13 protein-coding genes are annotated in these 19,030 nt (G+C 51.5%); 10 read left to right on the forward strand and 3 right to left on the reverse strand.

The window, feature by feature from the left end:
- Window positions 1-59: 59 nt before the first annotated feature.
- Together RIN69_RS09390 and rne are read right to left on the reverse strand one after the other, a co-directional pair.
- Complete coding sequence (locus tag RIN69_RS09390; protein ID WP_313857020.1) at window positions 60-5,705, reverse strand: hypothetical protein; 5,646 nt, start codon at window positions 5,703-5,705, stop codon at window positions 60-62.
- Between the two features lie 495 nt (window positions 5,706-6,200).
- Window positions 6,201-9,635, reverse strand: coding sequence for a ribonuclease E (rne, locus tag RIN69_RS09395; RefSeq protein ID WP_313857022.1), 3,435 nt, complete (start codon window positions 9,633-9,635; stop codon window positions 6,201-6,203).
- A gap of 572 nt (window positions 9,636-10,207) precedes the next feature.
- On the opposite strand from rne, the gene rluC reads away from it, so the two are divergent.
- The gene (gene rluC / locus RIN69_RS09400; RefSeq protein ID WP_313857023.1) at window positions 10,208-11,158 is read left to right on the forward strand and encodes a 23S rRNA pseudouridine(955/2504/2580) synthase RluC; all 951 of its coding nucleotides are present in this window, start codon (window positions 10,208-10,210) and stop codon (window positions 11,156-11,158) included.
- A 45-nt stretch (window positions 11,159-11,203) separates the two neighbouring features.
- Here the strand turns inward: rluC and RIN69_RS09405 are convergent, their stop codons facing one another.
- Window positions 11,204-11,794, reverse strand: a complete 591-nt coding sequence (locus tag RIN69_RS09405; protein WP_313857677.1) for a Maf family protein — start codon at window positions 11,792-11,794, stop codon at window positions 11,204-11,206.
- 144 nt (window positions 11,795-11,938) lie between these two features.
- Here RIN69_RS09405 and yceD point away from each other — a divergent pair, with 144 nt between their 5' ends.
- The 9 genes from yceD (at window position 11,939) to pabC (ending at window position 19,015) form a co-directional block, all read left to right on the forward strand.
- Window positions 11,939-12,460: a 23S rRNA accumulation protein YceD gene (gene yceD, locus RIN69_RS09410; protein WP_052897865.1), complete on the forward strand. Its 522-nt coding sequence runs from the start codon at window positions 11,939-11,941 to the stop codon at window positions 12,458-12,460.
- Window positions 12,461-12,474: 14 nt separating this feature from the next.
- Window positions 12,475-12,645 carry a 50S ribosomal protein L32 gene (gene rpmF, locus RIN69_RS09415; protein WP_072133164.1) on the forward strand — a complete coding sequence of 57 codons (171 nt, stop codon included), beginning with the start codon at window positions 12,475-12,477 and terminating at the stop codon, window positions 12,643-12,645.
- Window positions 12,646-12,671: 26 nt separating this feature from the next.
- On the forward strand, window positions 12,672-13,706 hold the full coding sequence (plsX, locus tag RIN69_RS09420; RefSeq protein ID WP_313857025.1) for a phosphate acyltransferase PlsX: 1,035 nt from the start codon (window positions 12,672-12,674) through the stop codon (window positions 13,704-13,706).
- A 6-nt stretch (window positions 13,707-13,712) separates the two neighbouring features.
- Window positions 13,713-14,666 (forward strand): beta-ketoacyl-ACP synthase III, encoded by a 954-nt coding sequence (locus tag RIN69_RS09425; protein ID WP_313857026.1) that lies wholly within the window; start codon window positions 13,713-13,715, stop codon window positions 14,664-14,666.
- Window positions 14,667-14,682: 16 nt separating this feature from the next.
- Complete coding sequence (fabD, locus tag RIN69_RS09430) at window positions 14,683-15,612, forward strand: ACP S-malonyltransferase (RefSeq protein ID WP_313857027.1); 930 nt, start codon at window positions 14,683-14,685, stop codon at window positions 15,610-15,612.
- A gap of 13 nt (window positions 15,613-15,625) precedes the next feature.
- Complete coding sequence (fabG, locus tag RIN69_RS09435) at window positions 15,626-16,360, forward strand: 3-oxoacyl-ACP reductase FabG (RefSeq protein WP_052897871.1); 735 nt, start codon at window positions 15,626-15,628, stop codon at window positions 16,358-16,360.
- A gap of 154 nt (window positions 16,361-16,514) precedes the next feature.
- The gene (acpP, locus tag RIN69_RS09440; RefSeq protein ID WP_052897872.1) at window positions 16,515-16,751 is read left to right on the forward strand and encodes an acyl carrier protein; all 237 of its coding nucleotides are present in this window, start codon (window positions 16,515-16,517) and stop codon (window positions 16,749-16,751) included.
- A gap of 87 nt (window positions 16,752-16,838) precedes the next feature.
- Entirely contained in the window at window positions 16,839-18,080 is a 1,242-nt protein-coding gene (gene fabF / locus RIN69_RS09445) for a beta-ketoacyl-ACP synthase II (RefSeq protein ID WP_313857028.1), read from the forward strand.
- Between the two features lie 137 nt (window positions 18,081-18,217).
- The gene (gene pabC / locus RIN69_RS09450) at window positions 18,218-19,015 is read left to right on the forward strand and encodes an aminodeoxychorismate lyase (protein WP_313857029.1); all 798 of its coding nucleotides are present in this window, start codon (window positions 18,218-18,220) and stop codon (window positions 19,013-19,015) included.
- Window positions 19,016-19,030 lie beyond the last annotated feature (15 nt).

Below are 19,030 nucleotides of genomic sequence, written 5' to 3' on the forward strand. Positions count from 1 at the left end.
GATGATTATCATTGCTGACTTCCTCCCCTCTGTTCTGTCAGAGGGGGGAAGTGATTTAATTACGGAAAGAGCGGGATAAATGAGTCAGCTTTATACTTTATGGTGATTGTGCCATGGTTGCCATAAACATCGATCACTTCAACAACAGAGTTGTTATTGATATTGTTCCAGTCCATCTGATCAAAATCCGAACCCAACTCAGGGCTGCATATCTGCATGCGATAGATCGAGAAATACTGATATGGCGGTATGGTTTTATCAGTAAAGTTATAAGTCGCATCCATTTCATACTCAAATGTTACCCCCTGATAAACATATTCATGTAAATTCCAGCGGGTATCGAAAGCTAACCCCATCTGCCAAGGATCGCTATATGGCTTCGGTACAACTGTCCAGAAGTTAATATTATAGTCGGCCCCTTTTTGGCCGAGTAAAGCACTAACCGGTTTAAAAAGAGGGAAGTTTGACCATTCACCCATAGAACCACCGCTATAGGTAGTGCCGGTATTTTTGACAGAAACCAGCGCCTGAGGTGTCGAGGTATAAATAAATCTGAACTCCTGGTAGAAGATATAACACTGTTTACGATTAGGGTAGCCATCAAAATACTGTTTATCTGCAGCAGGAATGGTGGTCATTTCCCAGTTGCTGGTATTGGAGTAGTTAATAGCTTGCAAGGTTTCAATCGTTAATTCTTCATGATCCTTAGAGGTTTCCGATACATGCGGTAAATCCAGCTGAGCATAAATCTGGTACATATTACCTGTCTCAGCGGTAGCAAAATAGATTACGGCTGTCGATTCATTGTCATCCTGCCCGGATGAACTGTTAACCTGGCGGGATTCCTGTAGGGCAGAAAGATAAATATTGTGACGTTGTTCCTCACCATTTTCATTACTCCACAGAGCCGCCGTTAATTGTGCCGTGTAGTCTGGCATGGTGATGGTATAGTTTTTATTAATAAAACTCTGATCAACGTTGATATTTTCAATGGTATCACCGTCGAAGGATAATGCGACGCCGGTTAACTTTTTGCCTTCTTTAGCCTGGAATGAGACGTTGACCGCGACCTTTTCAGCGGCGGTAAACTCAGCATTGTTTGATGGAGTATTGATAATTACCCACGATTTATCCTTAGGAGCAGGAATGGTTAACGGGTGGGTGGTGACAATTGACTGATCTTCACTGTCGGTGGTCGTGGCCTTCAGCGTGACTTCACCAGCAGGCAAACACCAGTTTGCTTTCCAGTTCACTCTCGCAGCGTTGTAAGACTCGCTGGCGATTAATGTTTCTTTACCATCGATAACATAACTGACCACCAGTTTTTTAATTGGCTTAGCCGTTGGTGACCAGGCATCTACCTCTAATTCTACTGTGTTAAAGGTCGCTATTGAGCGCGTAATCGGTTTGGTAAATTGCACCGAGCCTTTATATTCGACGACTTTGTCGTAATCTCCGGCGACATTCCAGTAAGTCAGCCCGCTATTACCATCAGAAATCGGCTTCATTGCCAGCTGCGTACCGTCATGCAGGAAAAACTTCAGGCGATTATCCTGCAACAGTTGCTGCTGACTCAGTTTAACGGGTTTGTTATCTTTGTCCCATAACAGTAATCGTACCTGAACCGGTGCCTGATTCCAGCCATTGCTGTAAATTACCGCAGAGCGCGCGGAATCATCGCGGTATTCAAAGTGGAATTCTGCTATTGAAGTGACTTTGTCGGCATCGTCTTCCAGTTGATTACCGTTATCACTGACGCCATAGGCGGAATAGGTAATTACCCGATCATCGTTTACCGTCACCACGCTTTGTTTGGCATCGGTAGTGATCATGTTAACTTCTGTATCACCTTTATCATGATGTACTTCCGCTACGTTGCCACCCGCGGCATAGCGCAGCGAAATATTTTTGTCTTTGGCCGCGTCCTGTTGTCCATCGCCAGCCGTGATCCATTCGTTGACCAGCTGGCTGGCCTGATAGTAAAGACGATGATTTTCACCCGACGCGGTGATCTTCTGGCTGACGAGGGTATTGTGCGCGTCGTAGCTGTAATCACTGGCTCCCTCAATGCCCTGTAATCGGCCAAGCGCATCATAACTGAGAATACGCTTAGCCTGGTCCTGCGTCATGCGGCCACAGGCGTCGTATTTCAGTTTGATAACCGTCGGATCAGCGCTACCGACGGTAGTTTGCAACCCGGTTAACTGGCAGGGATCATCCGGATTCTCAAACAGGTAGGTGGTAGTGTGCAGATCGCCGCTGGTTAGCTTAGTGACGCAGCTGACAATATTACTCAATGCATCAAAGCTGAAGGTCTGTTGCGTAAAGGTTTCGCCACTCTCCAGCTGTGGCAGACGAGTGCCTTCGCAGCGGAAAACCACCAGGCGGTTACGATTGTCGTAGGTAAAATATTCTGCCAGTTCGGTGTGGATGCCCAGTTCATGCTGGCGAGCGCTGAGCTGATGATTTACACCCCAGAACTGTTTAATAGTGCGCACCTCGCCACTGCTGTACTTCATTGAGCGCTGGGATTCGCGCCCCTGTTCGTCACGCGTCACGCTTGTGGTTACCGTGTCGTTGGAGATCAAATCGGTGGCGGTCCATGAAGACAAGCGCTTCAAATCATCATATTGCAGAACAATAGTCAGTTGGTCCGTAGTGATACTGGAGAGATAACCCTGCGGGCTGTAATGGCGCAGCTGCTGTTCGCCGCCGATGTCTTCAGAACTTTGCAGCGAACCCAGCAGTGAATACTTAAAACTACTGGATTTATCACCGCCACCTAAGATATCAATGGTTTTCTCTTCGACCCGGCCAGACGGAAAGTATGACCATTGGCTTTCGGTGTTGCTACCTTCGCTGCTGCTGTTAAGCTGGCCAGTATTGGTGTTGTAGCTGAATGTCTGCGTCACGCTACCGCTGCAGGTATTGTGGTTAGCAAAAATTCGTGTTGGCGCCTCGCCCAGTGCCGGATCGCTGGTGAAGTTTTGTACGGCACCATCCGGTGCGGTGACGCTGGAAGGATGTTGCTGCCAGTCGTTGACGTAGACATAACGATATTTTCTGCCGCCGTTTTGGGTCTCAAGCAGGCGGCCGAGCCCGTCAAATTTTTGGGTGCCGAGCGTGGTGGCCTCTTTGTCTCCCGGAGCAGTGATGCTAATCAGCACTGGCAGCGCTGAAGATGAAAATGGCACATACTGCTTTTCAATCATTGATCCGTCAGGCAGGGTAGTTTTGATGACCCGACCATAAATATCATAGTCATAACGCGTTACACGCCCGTTTTCGTCAGTATGCTGGCGCAAACGGCGGCCTGCATCCCAGTCCTGGTAGGTAGAGCTGTAAACCTGTTCTTCAAGCGTCAGCAAATCAGCCCTGATCGGCAGTTTTGACGTGGCGTCGTGATAAGTCACCTGCTTCGTGCTTTGCGCCTTATTGTCGCCAGTTGTCCAGTGAGTGGCAGTGAGCAGCACCGGGTCGGTTACATGATGGCCGGCTATGTTTTCGTCTTTACTCGCTTCTGCTGCCAGCTGACCCCAGTCATCCCAGCTACGGGTTATTGTCTGAGTAATCATTGCCGCGTCATCCTCTTCATCATCATGAGAGGGCAGGGTATCGGCATACAGAGACTGAAAACAGCGCCCCTGAATATCGTAGTTATGCTGCTGGAATGGCGTCCAGCCCAGGCTGTTGTCGCGGTCAAACAGTTCATCGATCAGCTTACGGCCAAGCGGGTCGCTGGTCGTGCGTTTTTGATTACCAAGAGTATCGGTGTGCACCACCTGAGGTAATCCCTCAGCGCAGGGGTTAAGCAGATATTGCCAGCTCTCCCTGGCGGTGTAGGCCGGTAAATCCGGATGATGTATCTGGCTAATCAGTCGGCCCGCCGGATCGTATTCCAGTTTGACAGTATTACCCGCCGCATCGGTTGTTGACAGCAGCTGCCCCGAGTGGACTGACTGAACGCGCTTATGGATGAGGGATAATTTATCATGGGTGTCAATCTGGACCTGCTGAGCAAGGGTGCCGGCGGTATAGTCAGCGCTAAAAGTGAAGGCTTTGCTGTGCGTATAGACTTTGCCGTCGCTGCCGTGAACGTCAACAACCTGACTTTTCATGCGGCCAGTTTCAAGAGCCGCAGCGGTGGCATAAGTAAATTTCTCGACTGACAATACGAGGTTATCAGCACTGTGCGTTACCTGTGACTGGAGTACCGCATAGCCCGGAGCGGTGTTGTTCCAGCTGTCCAGCCGAAGATACTGGTAATCGGTTTTCAATACCGGAGTGTCGTGATATTTATCGGCTGGCGGCGTTACCTGCTGCTGACGCATAAAGCGGGTAAATCCGTTGGGTTCTGCCGGACAGAGGTTTTCCACGCCGGTGGCAGGAAACCATGTATAGCGGGTCTCTGTGCCATCGGAGGCCACTTTATTGGTGATATTGCCGAAGGCGTCATAAGTAAAGCGGGTAGTCTCTGTCCGCGAGGTGCCTGCAGCATTGGTCCAGCTGGAAGATTGCTGTTTAGGCAATTGAAAGGTATTGGGTTGATCGTCAAAGTCTTCGCCGATGACGGCGTAATATTCTGTTTCGCTCAATACCACATTGCTGCTGCCAGCCTGGGTGTGTTTTTCTGAAACCAGCAGATGATAATTATTATAGTGACGCTCGATAACCCGATCGGCAATCGTCTTGCCGTCACCCTTCAGAGTCTGTACCGAAGAGTAGTCGTAAGGGTTAAGAATGCCGTAAAGGTTATCATCGTCTTCAGCAAAAGAAGAATAGGACTCCCCGTAGCCGAGATAATTAGTTTCCGTTGAGTAACTGAACGTCTGGACAATCTGTTCCATATGAGAACTGTCTGCCGTGGACTGGAGATAGGTAGTGACGGCCGGATAAGAACCGCTGACATCGTCAATGGAATATTTCATCAGGCCATTGGTATATTCAACTTGTTGGATCAATTTGGTTGGGCTGATGACCTGGTTCAGCACATTTTTTTCATGGATCTGGGTGTCATTGTCCCATGCCAGATCCCATTGCAGCACCGGAGTGACACTGGTATTGCGAATGGTGGTCAGATAATCATTTTTTAGCGCCAGTTCAATAATTTGTTCTTCGGCGGTATCAGGCCATAACGTTATTTCGACGTTTTCAGCCGCATAGGTAAAAATGCAGACTGTTTTTCCTCTACTGTCGCTGATATCCAGCAGTCTGTTATGCCATGGACTAATTTCCCAATTCAGCTCAACGTAATAACCCATCGGGCTATGAATTGTTACCGGCAGATAAATGCCACTGCGTTTTTGCTCTAATACTTCGATGAGACCTGATTTGTGAGTGATGGTATATCCATCATCTTTTTTGTTGAAATGAACACTGTCGATTTTTTGTTGGCGAATAATTGGCTGGCTTTCTTCATCATCATCTTCAACTATTTTAAAGCGCTCGCCGGAGCTGAGGATCAGGCTACGACTATTGCTATTATAGCAACTCACCCCGAGAGTCATGCCAATACCCAGCTGATAATCGTTATCGCTGTCCAGTGGGCAATAGCTTAATGCCAGCGGAAATACAGGCCCGAGTGTATTATTACCGTGAAAATTATTAACGGGAAAGTTAAACATAAAAAGCCCGGTACGGGGATCGACGCCGCCGGATACGGCGCTAAAGAAATTGTGCGCCTGAGTATAAGGCTGAGTTGTCATTTTAAGCTCCTTTTTAAATGAAATGCATTAAGCCAGCTGGCTTAATATTATTGCTCCTGGGTTTTATTAAAAATAACAACGGTAATTAATCGAGTAAAGAAAATTCGCAATAAACAACATCTATTTTAAATTATTGTTTTTAACCATGTAATTTGTGATCTTATTTGTTTAATTTATTTTTGTGAGATTCTAAAATAATCACTTTGTTTTTTGTGATGTTCAATTTAGTGAGTTAATTGAGTGATTCAGGCTAATCTTATATTAATGCCCAAGTTTTTTGAGTGGTTTATTTATTTTTTACTGTTATGGATATCATATTTTGATGATATTTGCGCTGAAAATGGAAGTGAGAAGAAAAGAGGCAGTATTGCGAATCATTAATCGCGTTATAGCGAAAAAGTTAAAAAAACACCCTGACAGCGGATAGCTGGCAGGGTGTCAGATAGTGCCTCGGAAACTGCCCGACGCTGAAGCCGGGCGTTTTAACCTGAGCGACTAGGGTTTGGTCGCCGGTGCTGTTGCATGATGACTGGCAGCATGGCCGCCTGCTGCACCTTTACCGTCAAAGTCGAAGCCAGGACGAACCCAGTCACTGTGACGCGCAGGCTCTGGCTGCCAGACCGGTGCCGGCGCTTTAGTCATCGGCGCGCTGGCATGGTGTTTCCAGTTAACCTGAGCGTTAGCATCGGCAATAACTGGCGCAACAACCGCTTCGTCGCGAGCCGGAACCGGAGCATGTGGCTCATTAAACGCAACGGCAGGAGCTTCATCAGCCACTTTCGGCGCGCTGGTCACTTCAGCTGCTGGCTCAGCGACTTCTGCAGCATGGGTGATTTCTTCAACCTGCGCTTCGAGCGTTTCACTGACCTCAGCCACACTGTTGCTGGCAATTTCACTGGCCACTTCTGCAGTGACTTGTGGCGCAGCTTCTTCAACTGTCGGAGCAACTTCCGCTGCTGCTTTGCTGGCTTCGTCAGCTGGCTCGGCGGCGGCAGCAATCTGCTCTGCAACCGGCTCGTCAGCGGCTACGATCACCGCTGGCTGCTGGTCAACCGGCACTTCAATGGCGGCGGTTTCTTCTGTCTCAACCAGCGTGACTTCGGGTTCCGGCAGTTGCTTTGGTTCCACTTCGGTAACCGAGTTATCGACAGCGGGCTGCTCAGCAACGGCTGGCGCTGCATCATGCTGCGGCAGGGCAACGGCAGCAGCGCCTGGCTGTTGCTGTTCCTCAACGGCAGTGTTCTGCAATTCAACCGGGGCGTGATCTTCCGTAGCCTGGGTAACCGGATAGCTAACCCACACTTTACCGGAAGCCATTTCTGGTGATGCCGCAGCAAAACCTAAAGGCATCGGTGACTGTGCCGGGTAACGCTCGTCACGATAACGGCGACGACGCTGACCGCTTACGCGCAGGTGACGAGGTGAGCGACGTGAACGGCGCGGCATATTGTTGCTGTCGCGGTTGTCCACTTCATCCTGCTCATCAGTCGCAACGGTTGCTTCGACCGGTGCCGGTAAGGCAACTGCCGCTGGTGGCGCTTCTGGCTGCGCAACAGCATCGACGGGCTCTTTTGCAACCGGAGTGGATTCCGACTCATAGCGCACTTTCTGGCTCAGCTGACGCGGTTTACGACGCGGCATAACCTGCACATTTTCTTCGCTCTCAACGGCGTTCTGAACAACGGTTTCTTCTGTTACCGGCTGTTCAGCTTTCGCTGCATCTTGCTGCTGCTGGCGTTTCTCTTCCTGACGACGACGCTGGCGCTCGGCACGCTGATCACGACGCTGTTGCTGCTGCTCATCACGTTGTTGCGTGCGTGCTTCTTCGCTCTGTGGTTGACGGTCGTCACGTGGCTCAGCGGATGCAGCAACCGGGCGCTTGTTACGACGATTGTCTTCACGATTCTCACGCGGCTCACGATTTTCGCGGTTATCACGATTGTCGTTATTGCGATCGCGGTTATCACGATTATCACGGTTATCACGGTTATCATTATTACGATCGCGGTTATCGCGGTTATTGCGTTCACCACGCTCACCATTGCGATCGCGACGGTTATTATTGTTGCGGCGGTTGTTGCGACGGTCATTGCGCTGCGGAGCCGCTTCACTGTTGCTGTCTGCTTTCTGCTCAGTGCTTGCCTGCGGAGCCTGCTCTTTGCTGGTTTCTTCAGCGGCGAACAGTTTCTTCAGGCCGCTAATCAGGCGGCTAATAAAGCCAGGTTGCGCCGTAGCTGCGGCTGTTGCGCTGGTTTTAGGCTGGGCGACAGGAGTGACGTTAACATCCGGAGCTGCGACTTTTTCCTGCGGTGCAGGTGGCGCATCAGGCATCACGAAAGCAGCCAGTGCCGGTTGCTCAGGACGCTTACGCTCGGCGTGTTCTTCTTCCGAAGGCAGCGCCATTTCAGCTTCATGCAGTTTTGGCAGATGGTAGCTGAGCGTCTGCGTCTCTTCGCCATTGCGTACCCGCAGTACCGAGTAGTGCGGAGTCTGCATTTGATCGTTAGGTACGATAATGGCACGCACACCGCCCTGACGTTTTTCGATGGCACTGACCGCATCACGTTTTTCGTTCAGCAGGTAAGAGGCGACCTGAACCGGCACAATCGCGTGGACTTCTTTAGTGTTCTCTTTCAGCGATTCTTCTTCAATCAGACGCAGAATAGAGAGTGACAGTGATTCGTTATCACGAATAGTGCCGGTGCCGCTACAGCGCGGACAAACGTGATGGCTGGATTCACCCAGCGACGGGCTGAGGCGCTGACGCGACATCTCCAGCAGGCCGAAGCGTGAAATGTGGCTGATCTGGATACGTGCGCGATCCTGACGTACCGCTTCGCGCAGACGGTTTTCTACCGCGCGCTGATGGCGCACCGGGGTCATATCGATAAAGTCGATAACGATCAGGCCGCCCAGGTCACGCAGACGCAGCTGACGGGCAATCTCATCGGCAGCTTCCAGGTTAGTGTTGAACGCCGTCTCTTCAATGTCACCACCGCGCGTGGCGCGTGCGGAGTTGATGTCGATAGCGGTCAGCGCTTCGGTAGTATCAATAACAATCGAGCCGCCAGAAGGCAGGCGCACTTCGCGCTGGAAGGCAGATTCAATCTGCGATTCGATTTGATAGTGGCTGAACAGCGGAATTTCACCGGTGTACAATTTAATTTTGCTGCTGAAATCGGGACGACCCAGGGCAGCGATATGCTGGCGAGCCAGCTCCAGCACTTTCGGGTTATCAATCAGGATTTCACCGATGTCCTGGCGCAGATAGTCACGGAAGGCACGCACGATGACGTTGCTTTCCTGATGAATCAGGAACGGAGCAGGGCGGCTGTCGGCGGCTTTTTTGATCGCTTCCCAGTGCTTCATGCGGAAGCTGAGATCCCACTGTAAGGCTTCAGCAGATTTACCAACGCCAGCGGTGCGCACGATCAGGCCCATGCCATCCGGCAGTTCCAGCGAAGAGAGCGCTTCTTTCAGTTCAGTGCGGTCATCACCTTCGATACGACGTGAGATACCACCGGCTCGCGGGTTATTAGGCATCAGAACCAGATAGCTACCCGCCAGGCTGATAAAGGTGGTTAATGCTGCGCCTTTATTACCGCGCTCTTCTTTATCAATCTGAACAATGACTTCCTGGCCTTCACGCAGCACATCTTTAATATTCGGGCGGCCGTGTGAATTGTAATTCGCTGGGAAGTATTCGCGGGAAATTTCTTTCAGAGGTAGGAAACCGTGTCTTTCAGCACCGTAATCAACAAATGCCGCTTCCAGACTGGGTTCAATGCGGGTGATCTTACCTTTATAGATGTTGGCTTTTTTCTGTTCGTGTCCTGGACTTTCTATGTCCAGATCGTACAGGCGTTGTCCATCAACAAGGGCAACACGCAGCTCTTCCTGTTGAGTTGCGTTTATCAACATTCTTTTCATCGTAACTTACTCATTATTCTTACATTAGTGACAAAGCTACGGGCATGGTAACGCTGGACGAGGAACAACCGATGGCCCCGTGTCTCATCGCAAAGCCGTCAACCTCACGGTTGTCGCCTGCTAAGGGGCGCAAAATCTCGGTAGCCTGTTTTTCATACGGAAAAAACAGCGCTTTTACGAGGGGGAACCACTACTGAATAACCAGAGAAAGTCTATCCCGTCTTGTCGTCCAGGCTGCAACCCGCAGCCCGCTAAATGCCTGATTTCACAATACGTCTTACGCCATTGCTGCGTGTGTATGCTATCCGGCAAAATTCCTTTATATCGCTATTAACTTGTATCACAAGATTTAGCGTGAAAAAACGCTAGCATTATTCCATTGCTAACCTTGTTATAGCAAGGTGACTTTTACCGCCTTGAGAAGTTTATTCCAGCTTTAATGCGTGTTTTTTTTAGGTTGCCAAAAAACCGCATAAAAAGTGCTCATAAACCGTGCTTTACAAGACAGACTGTCAGTTAAGCACATAAAAAGAGGTGGCGCTATTACCCCTCACTAATTAGAATCGCCGACCATGAAAACCAATACGCCATCCGTTAAAATGATCGCTATTTCCGCCGATGAAGCGGGACAACGCATCGACAATTTTTTACGCACGCAGCTGAAAGGCGTGCCCAAGAGCATGATCTACCGCATTTTGCGCAAGGGTGAAGTGCGCGTGAATAAAAAGCGCATAAAACCGGAATATAAGCTGGAAGCGGGTGATGAAGTGCGTATCCCGCCGGTGCGCGTTGCCGAGCGAGAAGAGGACGCGGTTTCACCCAAGCTGGCAAAAGTGGCCTCGCTGGCCGATGCCATCCTGTATGAAGATGATCATATTCTGGTGATGAACAAGCCGTCAGGCACTGCGGTACACGGCGGTAGCGGCCTGAGCTTTGGGGTAATCGAAGGGCTGCGCGCCCTGCGACCGGATGCCCGTTTCCTTGAGCTGGTGCATCGCCTCGATCGCGATACCTCAGGAATTTTGCTGGTGGCTAAGAAGCGCTCCGCGTTGCGTTCGCTGCATGAGCAGCTGCGTGAAAAAAATATGCAGAAAGATTATCTGGCGCTGGTGCGCGGGCAGTGGCCGTCGCATCTGAAAGTGGTGCAGGCGCCGCTGCTGAAAAATATTTTGCAGAGCGGTGAGCGTATTGTACGCGTCAGCAGCGAAGGTAAGCCGTCTGAAACCCGCTTCAAGGTAGAAGAGCGCTATCAGCACGCGACGCTGGTAAAGGCCAGTCCGGTAACCGGTCGCACCCACCAGATTCGTGTGCATACTTTGCATGGTGGTCATCCTATCGCCTTTGACGATCGCTATGGCGACCGCGAGTTTGATCGCCAGCTGGCCGGTACCGGGCTTAACCGTCTGTTCCTGCACGCGGCGGCCTTACGCTTTACCCATCCCAACACCGGTGAAGTGATGCGGGTGGAAGCGCCGCTGGATGAAAGTCTGAAACGCTGTCTGGCGATATTACGTCAGAAATAACGGCACGCTAGCACGGGAGCCGTTTTCGGCTCCCGTTGTCAGGGCTTATACCGCATTTAACAACGGGTCCATACCCGCCTGCCGTAACATTTCACACAGCGCTATCAGCGGTAATCCAATCAGCGTATTGGGGTCACGCCCCTCGAGCCTGTCGAATAGCGTGATGCCCAATCCTTCACTTTTAAAGCTGCCAGCGCAGTTAAGCGGCTGCTCTCTGGCGACATAAGCGCGAATTTCTTCATCCGTTAAGTGACGAAAGTGAACGGTAAAAGTTTCACATATCGTCTTTATCTGATGATTACTGCTCGAATAAAGTGCAAGACCGGTATAAAAAATAACAGACTGACCGCTCGCCTGGCGTAATTGCGCGCAGGCATTTTGTTCGGTATGCGGCTTACCCGTTATTTGATTCATTAGTACACAAACCTGATCGCTGCCGATTATCAGGTGGTCAGGGTAGTGGTTGCCCAGCGCCTGTGCTTTGGCTGCTGCCAGCCGCGAGACCAGCTGTGGCGCGGTTTCGTGCGCCAGTGGCGTCTCGTCAACCTGCGGTGCAGCGGTTATAAAAGGTAAGCCAAGTTTATTTAACAGCGCCTGGCGGAACGGCGATGTGGAGGCTAAAACTAAATTAGTCATCATTTTTTGCGGAATATATATAGCGAATCGGATAAAGGCATTTTAAACTATGCGCCGCACTGGATGCGAATAATGGGTGAAAGATGCTGTTAAACGGCCTTTTTCTTTGACTCTACGTCGTTACAAAGTTAATATGCGCGCCCTATGCAAAAGGTAAAATTACCCCTGACTCTTGATCCGGTACGTACGGCTCAAAAACGCCTTGATTATCAAGGCATTTACACACCTGAACAGGTGGAGCGCGTTGCCGAGTCTGTAGTCAGCGTGGATAGTGATGTGGAATGTACCATGTCGTTCGCTATCGACAACCAGCGTCTCGCTGTGCTGAATGGCACCGCTGAGGTTGCTGTAACCCTGTCGTGTCAGCGTTGCGGTAAGTCTTTCCCTCACCAGGTCCACATAACGTATTGTTTTAGTCCGGTGGTCAATGACGATCAGGCTGAAGCACTGCCGGAAGCGTACGAGCCGATCAACGTCAACGAGTTTGGCGAAATTGATCTGCTGGCAGTTGTCGAAGATGAAATCATCCTCGCATTGCCGGTCGTTCCGGTTCATGATTCTGAACACTGTGAAGTGTCCGAGGCGGACATGGTTTTTGGGAAGTTGCCTGAAGAGGCAGAAAAACCAAATCCATTTGCCGTATTAGCCAGTTTAAAGCGTAAGTAATAGGAGTAAGGTCCATGGCCGTACAACAGAATAAACCAACCCGTTCCAAGCGTGGCATGCGTCGCTCTCACGATGCTCTGACCACTTCCACTCTTTCCGTAGACAAAGTTTCTGGCGAAACTCATCTGCGTCACCACATCACTGCGGATGGTTACTACCGCGGTCGCAAGGTCATCGCTAAGTAATTCTTGCGAATACGCAAGGCGATACTTTGACACGTTTGACCCTGGCGATAGATGCCATGGGCGGGGACTTCGGTCCCTGCGTGACAGTGCCTGCCGCAATGCAGGCACTGGCCTCTAACTCGCAGCTGCATCTTCTTCTGGTCGGCGATCCCGACAAAATCTCGTCATCACTTGCCAAAGCTGATTCCGCGTTACAAGGGCGTCTGCAGGTTATCCCTGCCGAATCGGTTATTGCCAGTGATGCCAGACCGTCCCAGGCCATCCGCAACAGTCGCGGAAGCTCAATGCGCGTCGCGCTGGAGCTGGTCAAAGAGGGTAAGGCGCAGGCTTGTATCAGTGCCGGTAATACCGGAGCGCTGATGGGGCTGGCCAAGATGTTATTAAAACCGCTGGACGGTATCGATCGTCCGGCGCTGATGACGGTGCTGCCGAATCAGCAACAGGGTAAAACCGTGGTGCTGGATTTGGGTGCCAATGTAGAGTGCGATAGCGCGATGCTGGTGCAGTTTGCCATCATGGGCGCGGTGATGGCCGAGCAGGTGCTTGAGATAGCGCAACCCCGTGTTGCTTTACTCAATATCGGCCAGGAAGAGACCAAAGGGCTCGACACCATTCGCGATGCCGCAGCAATTCTGCGGGAGTCGTCGGATATCAACTATATTGGTTACGTCGAGGGCAATGACCTTCTGACCGGTAAAACGGATGTTTTAGTCTGCGACGGTTTCGTGGGCAACGTCACGCTGAAGACTATGGAAGGCGTGGTAAGAATGTTTCTTTCGCTGTTGAAACCCTCCGGCGAAGGAAAAAAACGGGCGTGGTGGATGACATTGCTCGGGCGTTTTTTAAAAAAACGCCTGGCGAAACGCTTTGGTCACCTCAACCCCGACCAGTACAATGGCGCTTGTCTGTTAGGATTGCGTGGCACCGTAATTAAGAGCCACGGCGCGGCAAATCAGCAAGCATTTGCTGTGGCGATACAACAGGCAGAGCAGGCGGTGCGGCGGCAAGTTCCTGAGCGAATTGCTGCCCGCCTTGAGGCTGTATTACCTAAGAGTGACTGAGCGTACATGTATACGAAGATTATCGGTACGGGCAGCTATTTGCCCGAACAGGTGCGGACTAACGCCGATCTGGAAAAAATGGTCGAAACGACGGACGAGTGGATTGTCACCCGCACCGGAATTCGTGAACGCCGCATTGCCGGTCCGGATGAGACCGTTGCCACGATGGGCTTCCACGCCGCTGAGCGCGCGCTGGAGATGGCGGGCGTTGATAAAGATGATATCGGGCTGATTGTCGTCGCGACAACCTCCTCAAGCCATGCTTTCCCAAGCTCGGCTTGTATGATTCAGCAAATGCTGGGCATCAAGGATGCAGCAGCATTCGACCTCGCTGCCGCCTGTGCAGGGTTTACCTATGCACTGAGCGTAGCCGATCAATACATTAAGAACGGCGCGGTTAAGCATGCGCTGGTGATTGGCGCAGACGTGCTGGCGCGTACGCTGGATCCGGAAGATCGTGGCACCATCATTCTGTTTGGTGATGGCGCAGGCGCAGTGGTGCTGGGTGCCAGCGAAGAGCAGGGCATCATTTCCACGCATCTGCATGCCGATGGCCGTTACGGTCAACTGCTGACGCTGGCGAATCAGGATCGGGCAAATCCGCAAGAAGTACCCTATCTTACAATGGCCGGCAACGAAGTCTTTAAAGTGGCGGTGACTGAACTGGCCCATATCGTTGAAGAAACGCTGCAAGCGAACAACCTTGATCGTGAAGCGCTTGACTGGCTGGTGCCGCATCAGGCCAACCTGCGTATTATCAACGCAACCGCCCGTAAGCTGGGTATGGGAATGGAAAAAGTGGTGGTGACGCTTGATCGTCATGGTAATACCTCTGCCGCTTCCGTACCGGCAGCGCTTGATGAAGCGGTGCGTGATGGACGTATTCAACGCGGTCAGCTGATTCTGCTGGAGGCCTTTGGTGGCGGTTTCACCTGGGGCTCGGCGCTGGTTCGTTTTTGATTAACAGGAACTTATAATGACGCAATTTGCAATGGTATTCCCGGGACAGGGATCTCAGGTTGTTGGCATGCTTGCTGACCTGGCGGCAGAAAATTCTGTCGTTGAGAGCACGTTCCGTGAAGCTTCCGCTGCGCTGGGTTATGACCTGTGGCAGTTAACGCAGCAGGGTCCGGCTGAAGAGCTGAATAAAACCTGGCAAACCCAGCCGGCACTGCTGGCTGCTTCTGTCGCCATCTACCGTGTATGGCAGGAAAAGGGTGGCAAAGCGCCAGCGATGATGGCAGGCCACAGCCTGGGCGAATATTCTGCTCTGGTCTGTGCTGGCGTGCTGGATTTCGCTGAAGCGATCAAATTAGTTGAACTGCGTGGCAAGCTGATGCAGGAAGCGGTTCCGGCGGGAACCGGTGCAATGCAGGCGATTATTGGTCTCGACGATGCGTCGATTCAAAAAGCCTGTGAAGAGTCTGCTCAGGGTCAGGTTGTTTCACCGGTGAACTTCAATTCACCGGGTCAGGTGGTGATTGCTGGTAACAAAGAAGCGGTTGAACGTGCTGGCGCAGCCTGTAAAGCGGCTGGCGCAAAACGTGCGCTGCCGTTGCCGGTAAGCGTGCCGTCGCACTGTGCGCTGATGAAACCCGCAGCGGATAAACTGGCGGTAGCGCTGGAAAATATTACCTTTAATGCGCCAAAATTCCCGGTAGTGAATAACGTTGATGTAAAATGCGAAACGTCGCCTGAAGCGATTCGCAGTGCCTTAGTGCGCCAGCTTTACAGCCCGGTTCGCTGGACTGGCTGTGTCGAATTAATGGCGGCGCAGGGCGTGACTTCGCTGCTGGAAGTGGGTCCGGGTAAAGTTCTTACCGGGCTGACTAAACGTATTGTTGACACCCTGACGGCGGCGGCGGTTAATGACCCGGCCAGCCTGTCAGCGGCTATTGAACAATAACACGAGGAAAAACATGAGCTTCGAAGGAAAAATTGCGCTGGTAACCGGTGCAAGTCGCGGCATTGGTCGTGCTATTGCGGAAACGCTGGTGGCACGTGGTGCTAAAGTGATTGGTACTGCGACCAGCCAAAGTGGCGCAGATGCGATTAGCGCTTATCTGGGTGATAACGGTAAGGGCTTGCTCCTGAACGTTACCGACTCTGCTTCCATTGAAAGCGTGTTGGAAAATATTCGTGCTGAATTTGGCGAAGTGGATATTTTAGTCAATAATGCTGGCATTACGCGTGATAATCTTCTGATGCGTATGAAGGACGATGAGTGGCAGGATATCCTGGACACCAATCTGACTTCTGTGTTCCGCCTTTCCAAGGCGGTAATGCGCGCGATGATGAAAAAACGCGTGGGTCGTATCATTACCATCGGTTCTGTTGTTGGAACTATGGGTAATGCGGGCCAGGCAAACTACGCTGCAGCAAAAGCGGGTTTGATCGGCTTCAGCAAGTCACTGGCGCGCGAAATCGCGTCACGTGGCATTACCGTTAACGTTGTGGCTCCGGGCTTTATTGAGACGGACATGACGCGTGCGTTGAGCGAAGATCAGCGTACGGGCATTCTGGCGGAAGTGCCTGCGGGTCGCCTCGGCGACGCTCAGGAAATCGCCAATGCCGTTGCATTTTTAGCCTCTGACGAGGCAGCGTACATCACTGGTGAAACGCTGCACGTCAATGGCGGAATGTATATGGTCTGATAATCACGAAAACTATTTGCGTTATTTGGGGCAAAAGCCGCAAAATAGCGTAAAATCGTGGTTTGACCAGCCGGGATTTAGTTGCATCTTTTTCAACATTTTATACACTACGAAAACCATCGCGAAAGCGAGTTTTGATAGGAAATTTAATAGTATGAGCACTATCGAAGAACGCGTTAAGAAAATCATTGGCGAGCAGCTTGGCGTTAAGCAGGAAGAAGTTGTTAACACTGCCTCTTTTGTAGAAGATCTGGGCGCTGATTCTCTTGATACCGTTGAGCTGGTAATGGCTCTGGAAGAAGAGTTCGACACCGAGATTCCGGATGAAGAAGCCGAGAAGATCACGACTGTTCAGGCTGCAATTGATTATATCAATAATCATCAGAGCTAATTGAACATCATCAGGCGGTCGCTCGACCGCCTGAGTTTTTTTTTCCTTTCACACAGTGTCAATTTTTTCCCTCCCTGGAGGACGAACGTGTCTAAGCGTCGTGTAGTTGTGACTGGTCTTGGCATGTTGTCTCCTGTCGGCAATACCGTAGAGTCCACCTGGAGTGCTCTCCTTGCCGGTCAGAGTGGCATCAGCCTGATCGACCATTTTGATACTAGTGCCTACGCAACGCGTTTTGCTGGCTTAGTAAAGGATTTTAATTGTGAAGAATTTATCTCGCGCAAAGATCAGCGCAAGATGGATGCCTTCATTCAATATGGAATTGTCGCTGGCATTCAGGCCATGCAGGATTCCGGCCTGGAAGTAACGGAAGAAAATGCTGGCCGTGTCGGCGCAGCAATTGGTTCCGGGATTGGCGGTTTAGGTTTGATCGAAGAAAACCACAGCGCACTGGTTAACGGTGGACCGCGTAAAATCAGCCCATTCTTTGTTCCTTCTACCATCGTCAACATGATTGCCGGTCACCTGACAATTATGTATGGCCTGAAAGGCCCAAGTATTTCTATTGCTACCGCCTGTACATCTGGCGTGCATAACATCGGCCAAGCTGCGCGTATTATCGCTTATAACGATGCCGATGTGATGGTCGCAGGGGGCGCTGAGAAAGCCAGCACCCCACTGGGTATCGGTGGTTTCGGTGCGGCACGTGCGTTGTCTACGCGCAACGACAATCCTCAGGCGGCAAGCCGTCCATGGGATAAAGATCGCGATGGCTTTGTGCTGGGCGATGGTGCTGGCATGGTTGTACTCGAAGAGTACGAACATGCGAAAAAACGCGGCGCGAAAATCTATGCGGAAGTGGTTGGCTTTGGTATGAGCAGCGATGCCTATCATATGACGTCACCACCTGAGAATGGCGCAGGCGCTGCGCTGGCGATGGAAAACGCACTGAAAGATGCGCAACTGTCTCCGGAGCAAATCGCTTACGTTAACGCGCACGGTACGTCGACGCCGGCAGGTGATAAAGCTGAAACCCAGGCCGTGAAATCGGTATTTGGTGCGGCAGCGAAAACCGTGATGGTGAGTTCGACTAAATCCATGACCGGTCATCTGTTAGGTGCAGCTGGCGCCGTTGAGTCTATTTACTCAATTCTGGCGTTGCGCGATCAGGTCGTGCCACCAACCATCAACCTGGATAATCCGGATGAAGGTTGCGATCTCGACTTCGTACCACACACAGCTCGTCAGGTTAAGGGCATGGAATACACCTTGTGTAACTCTTTCGGGTTTGGCGGCACCAACGGGTCGCTGATTTTCCGCAAAGTTTAATTCTGTGATAATTGACCTCTGAGGCCCGCATTGGCGGGCCTTTTTTTTATCTTTATCATGTCGCTGCGACATTCGGAGAATTCTCGCGCCGCAGGCGGGTAAATTAAAAGCAAACAATGGTCACACAGGGGCAGGGCATGGTCTGGATCAATGGTGAACGGCAGGACAAACTGGCAGTCAGCGATCGCGCAGTGCAGTTTGGCGATGGCTGCTTTACCACCGCGCGGGTGCGTGCGGGTAAAGTCGACTGGCTGCCCGACCATCTGCAGCGCCTGCAACAGGGTGCCAGCCGGTTATTGATTGACGGCGTTGACTGGTGCGCGCTGGAAGCTGAAATGGTTTATGCGGCGCAACAGCAACATGACGGCGTACTGAAGGCGCTGATTACCCGCGGCAGTGGCGGGCGAGGTTACAGTGCGGCGGGCTGTCAGTTACCGACGCGCATTGTCTCAATCTCGGCTTATCCGGCGCATTATCACCGGCTACGCGAAAGTGGCGCGCGGCTGGTACTCAGCCCGGTGCGGCTGGGACAAAATCCGCTGCTGGCCGGCATCAAGCATCTTAACCGCCTTGAGCAGGTGCTGATCCGTACGCAACTTGAGCAGACTGGTGCTGACGAGGCGCTGGTGCTTGACACCGCAGGTAAGCTGGTGGAATGCTGTGCGGCCAATTTGTTCTGGCGTGAAGGGCAGCAGGTTTTCACTCCGCTGCTGACGCAATCCGGCGTCAGTGGCACAATGCGCCAGCGTATTATTAGCCTGCTGGAGCAACAGGGTTTTCACTGGCAGGAAGTCAGCGTGGAGATGAGTGCACTCGCCCGTGCTGATGAAGTGCTGATTTGTAATGCACTGATGCCCGTTTTGCCGGTTTATCAGATTGAAGAATGGCGTTACTCATCGCGTCTGCTGTTTGATCGGGTAAGCCCTCATTGCTAATTAGATGGATATTGC

The sequence above is a fragment of the Winslowiella toletana genome (genome assembly GCF_032164335.1).
Lineage (GTDB): Bacteria > Pseudomonadota > Gammaproteobacteria > Enterobacterales > Enterobacteriaceae > Erwinia > Erwinia toletana_A.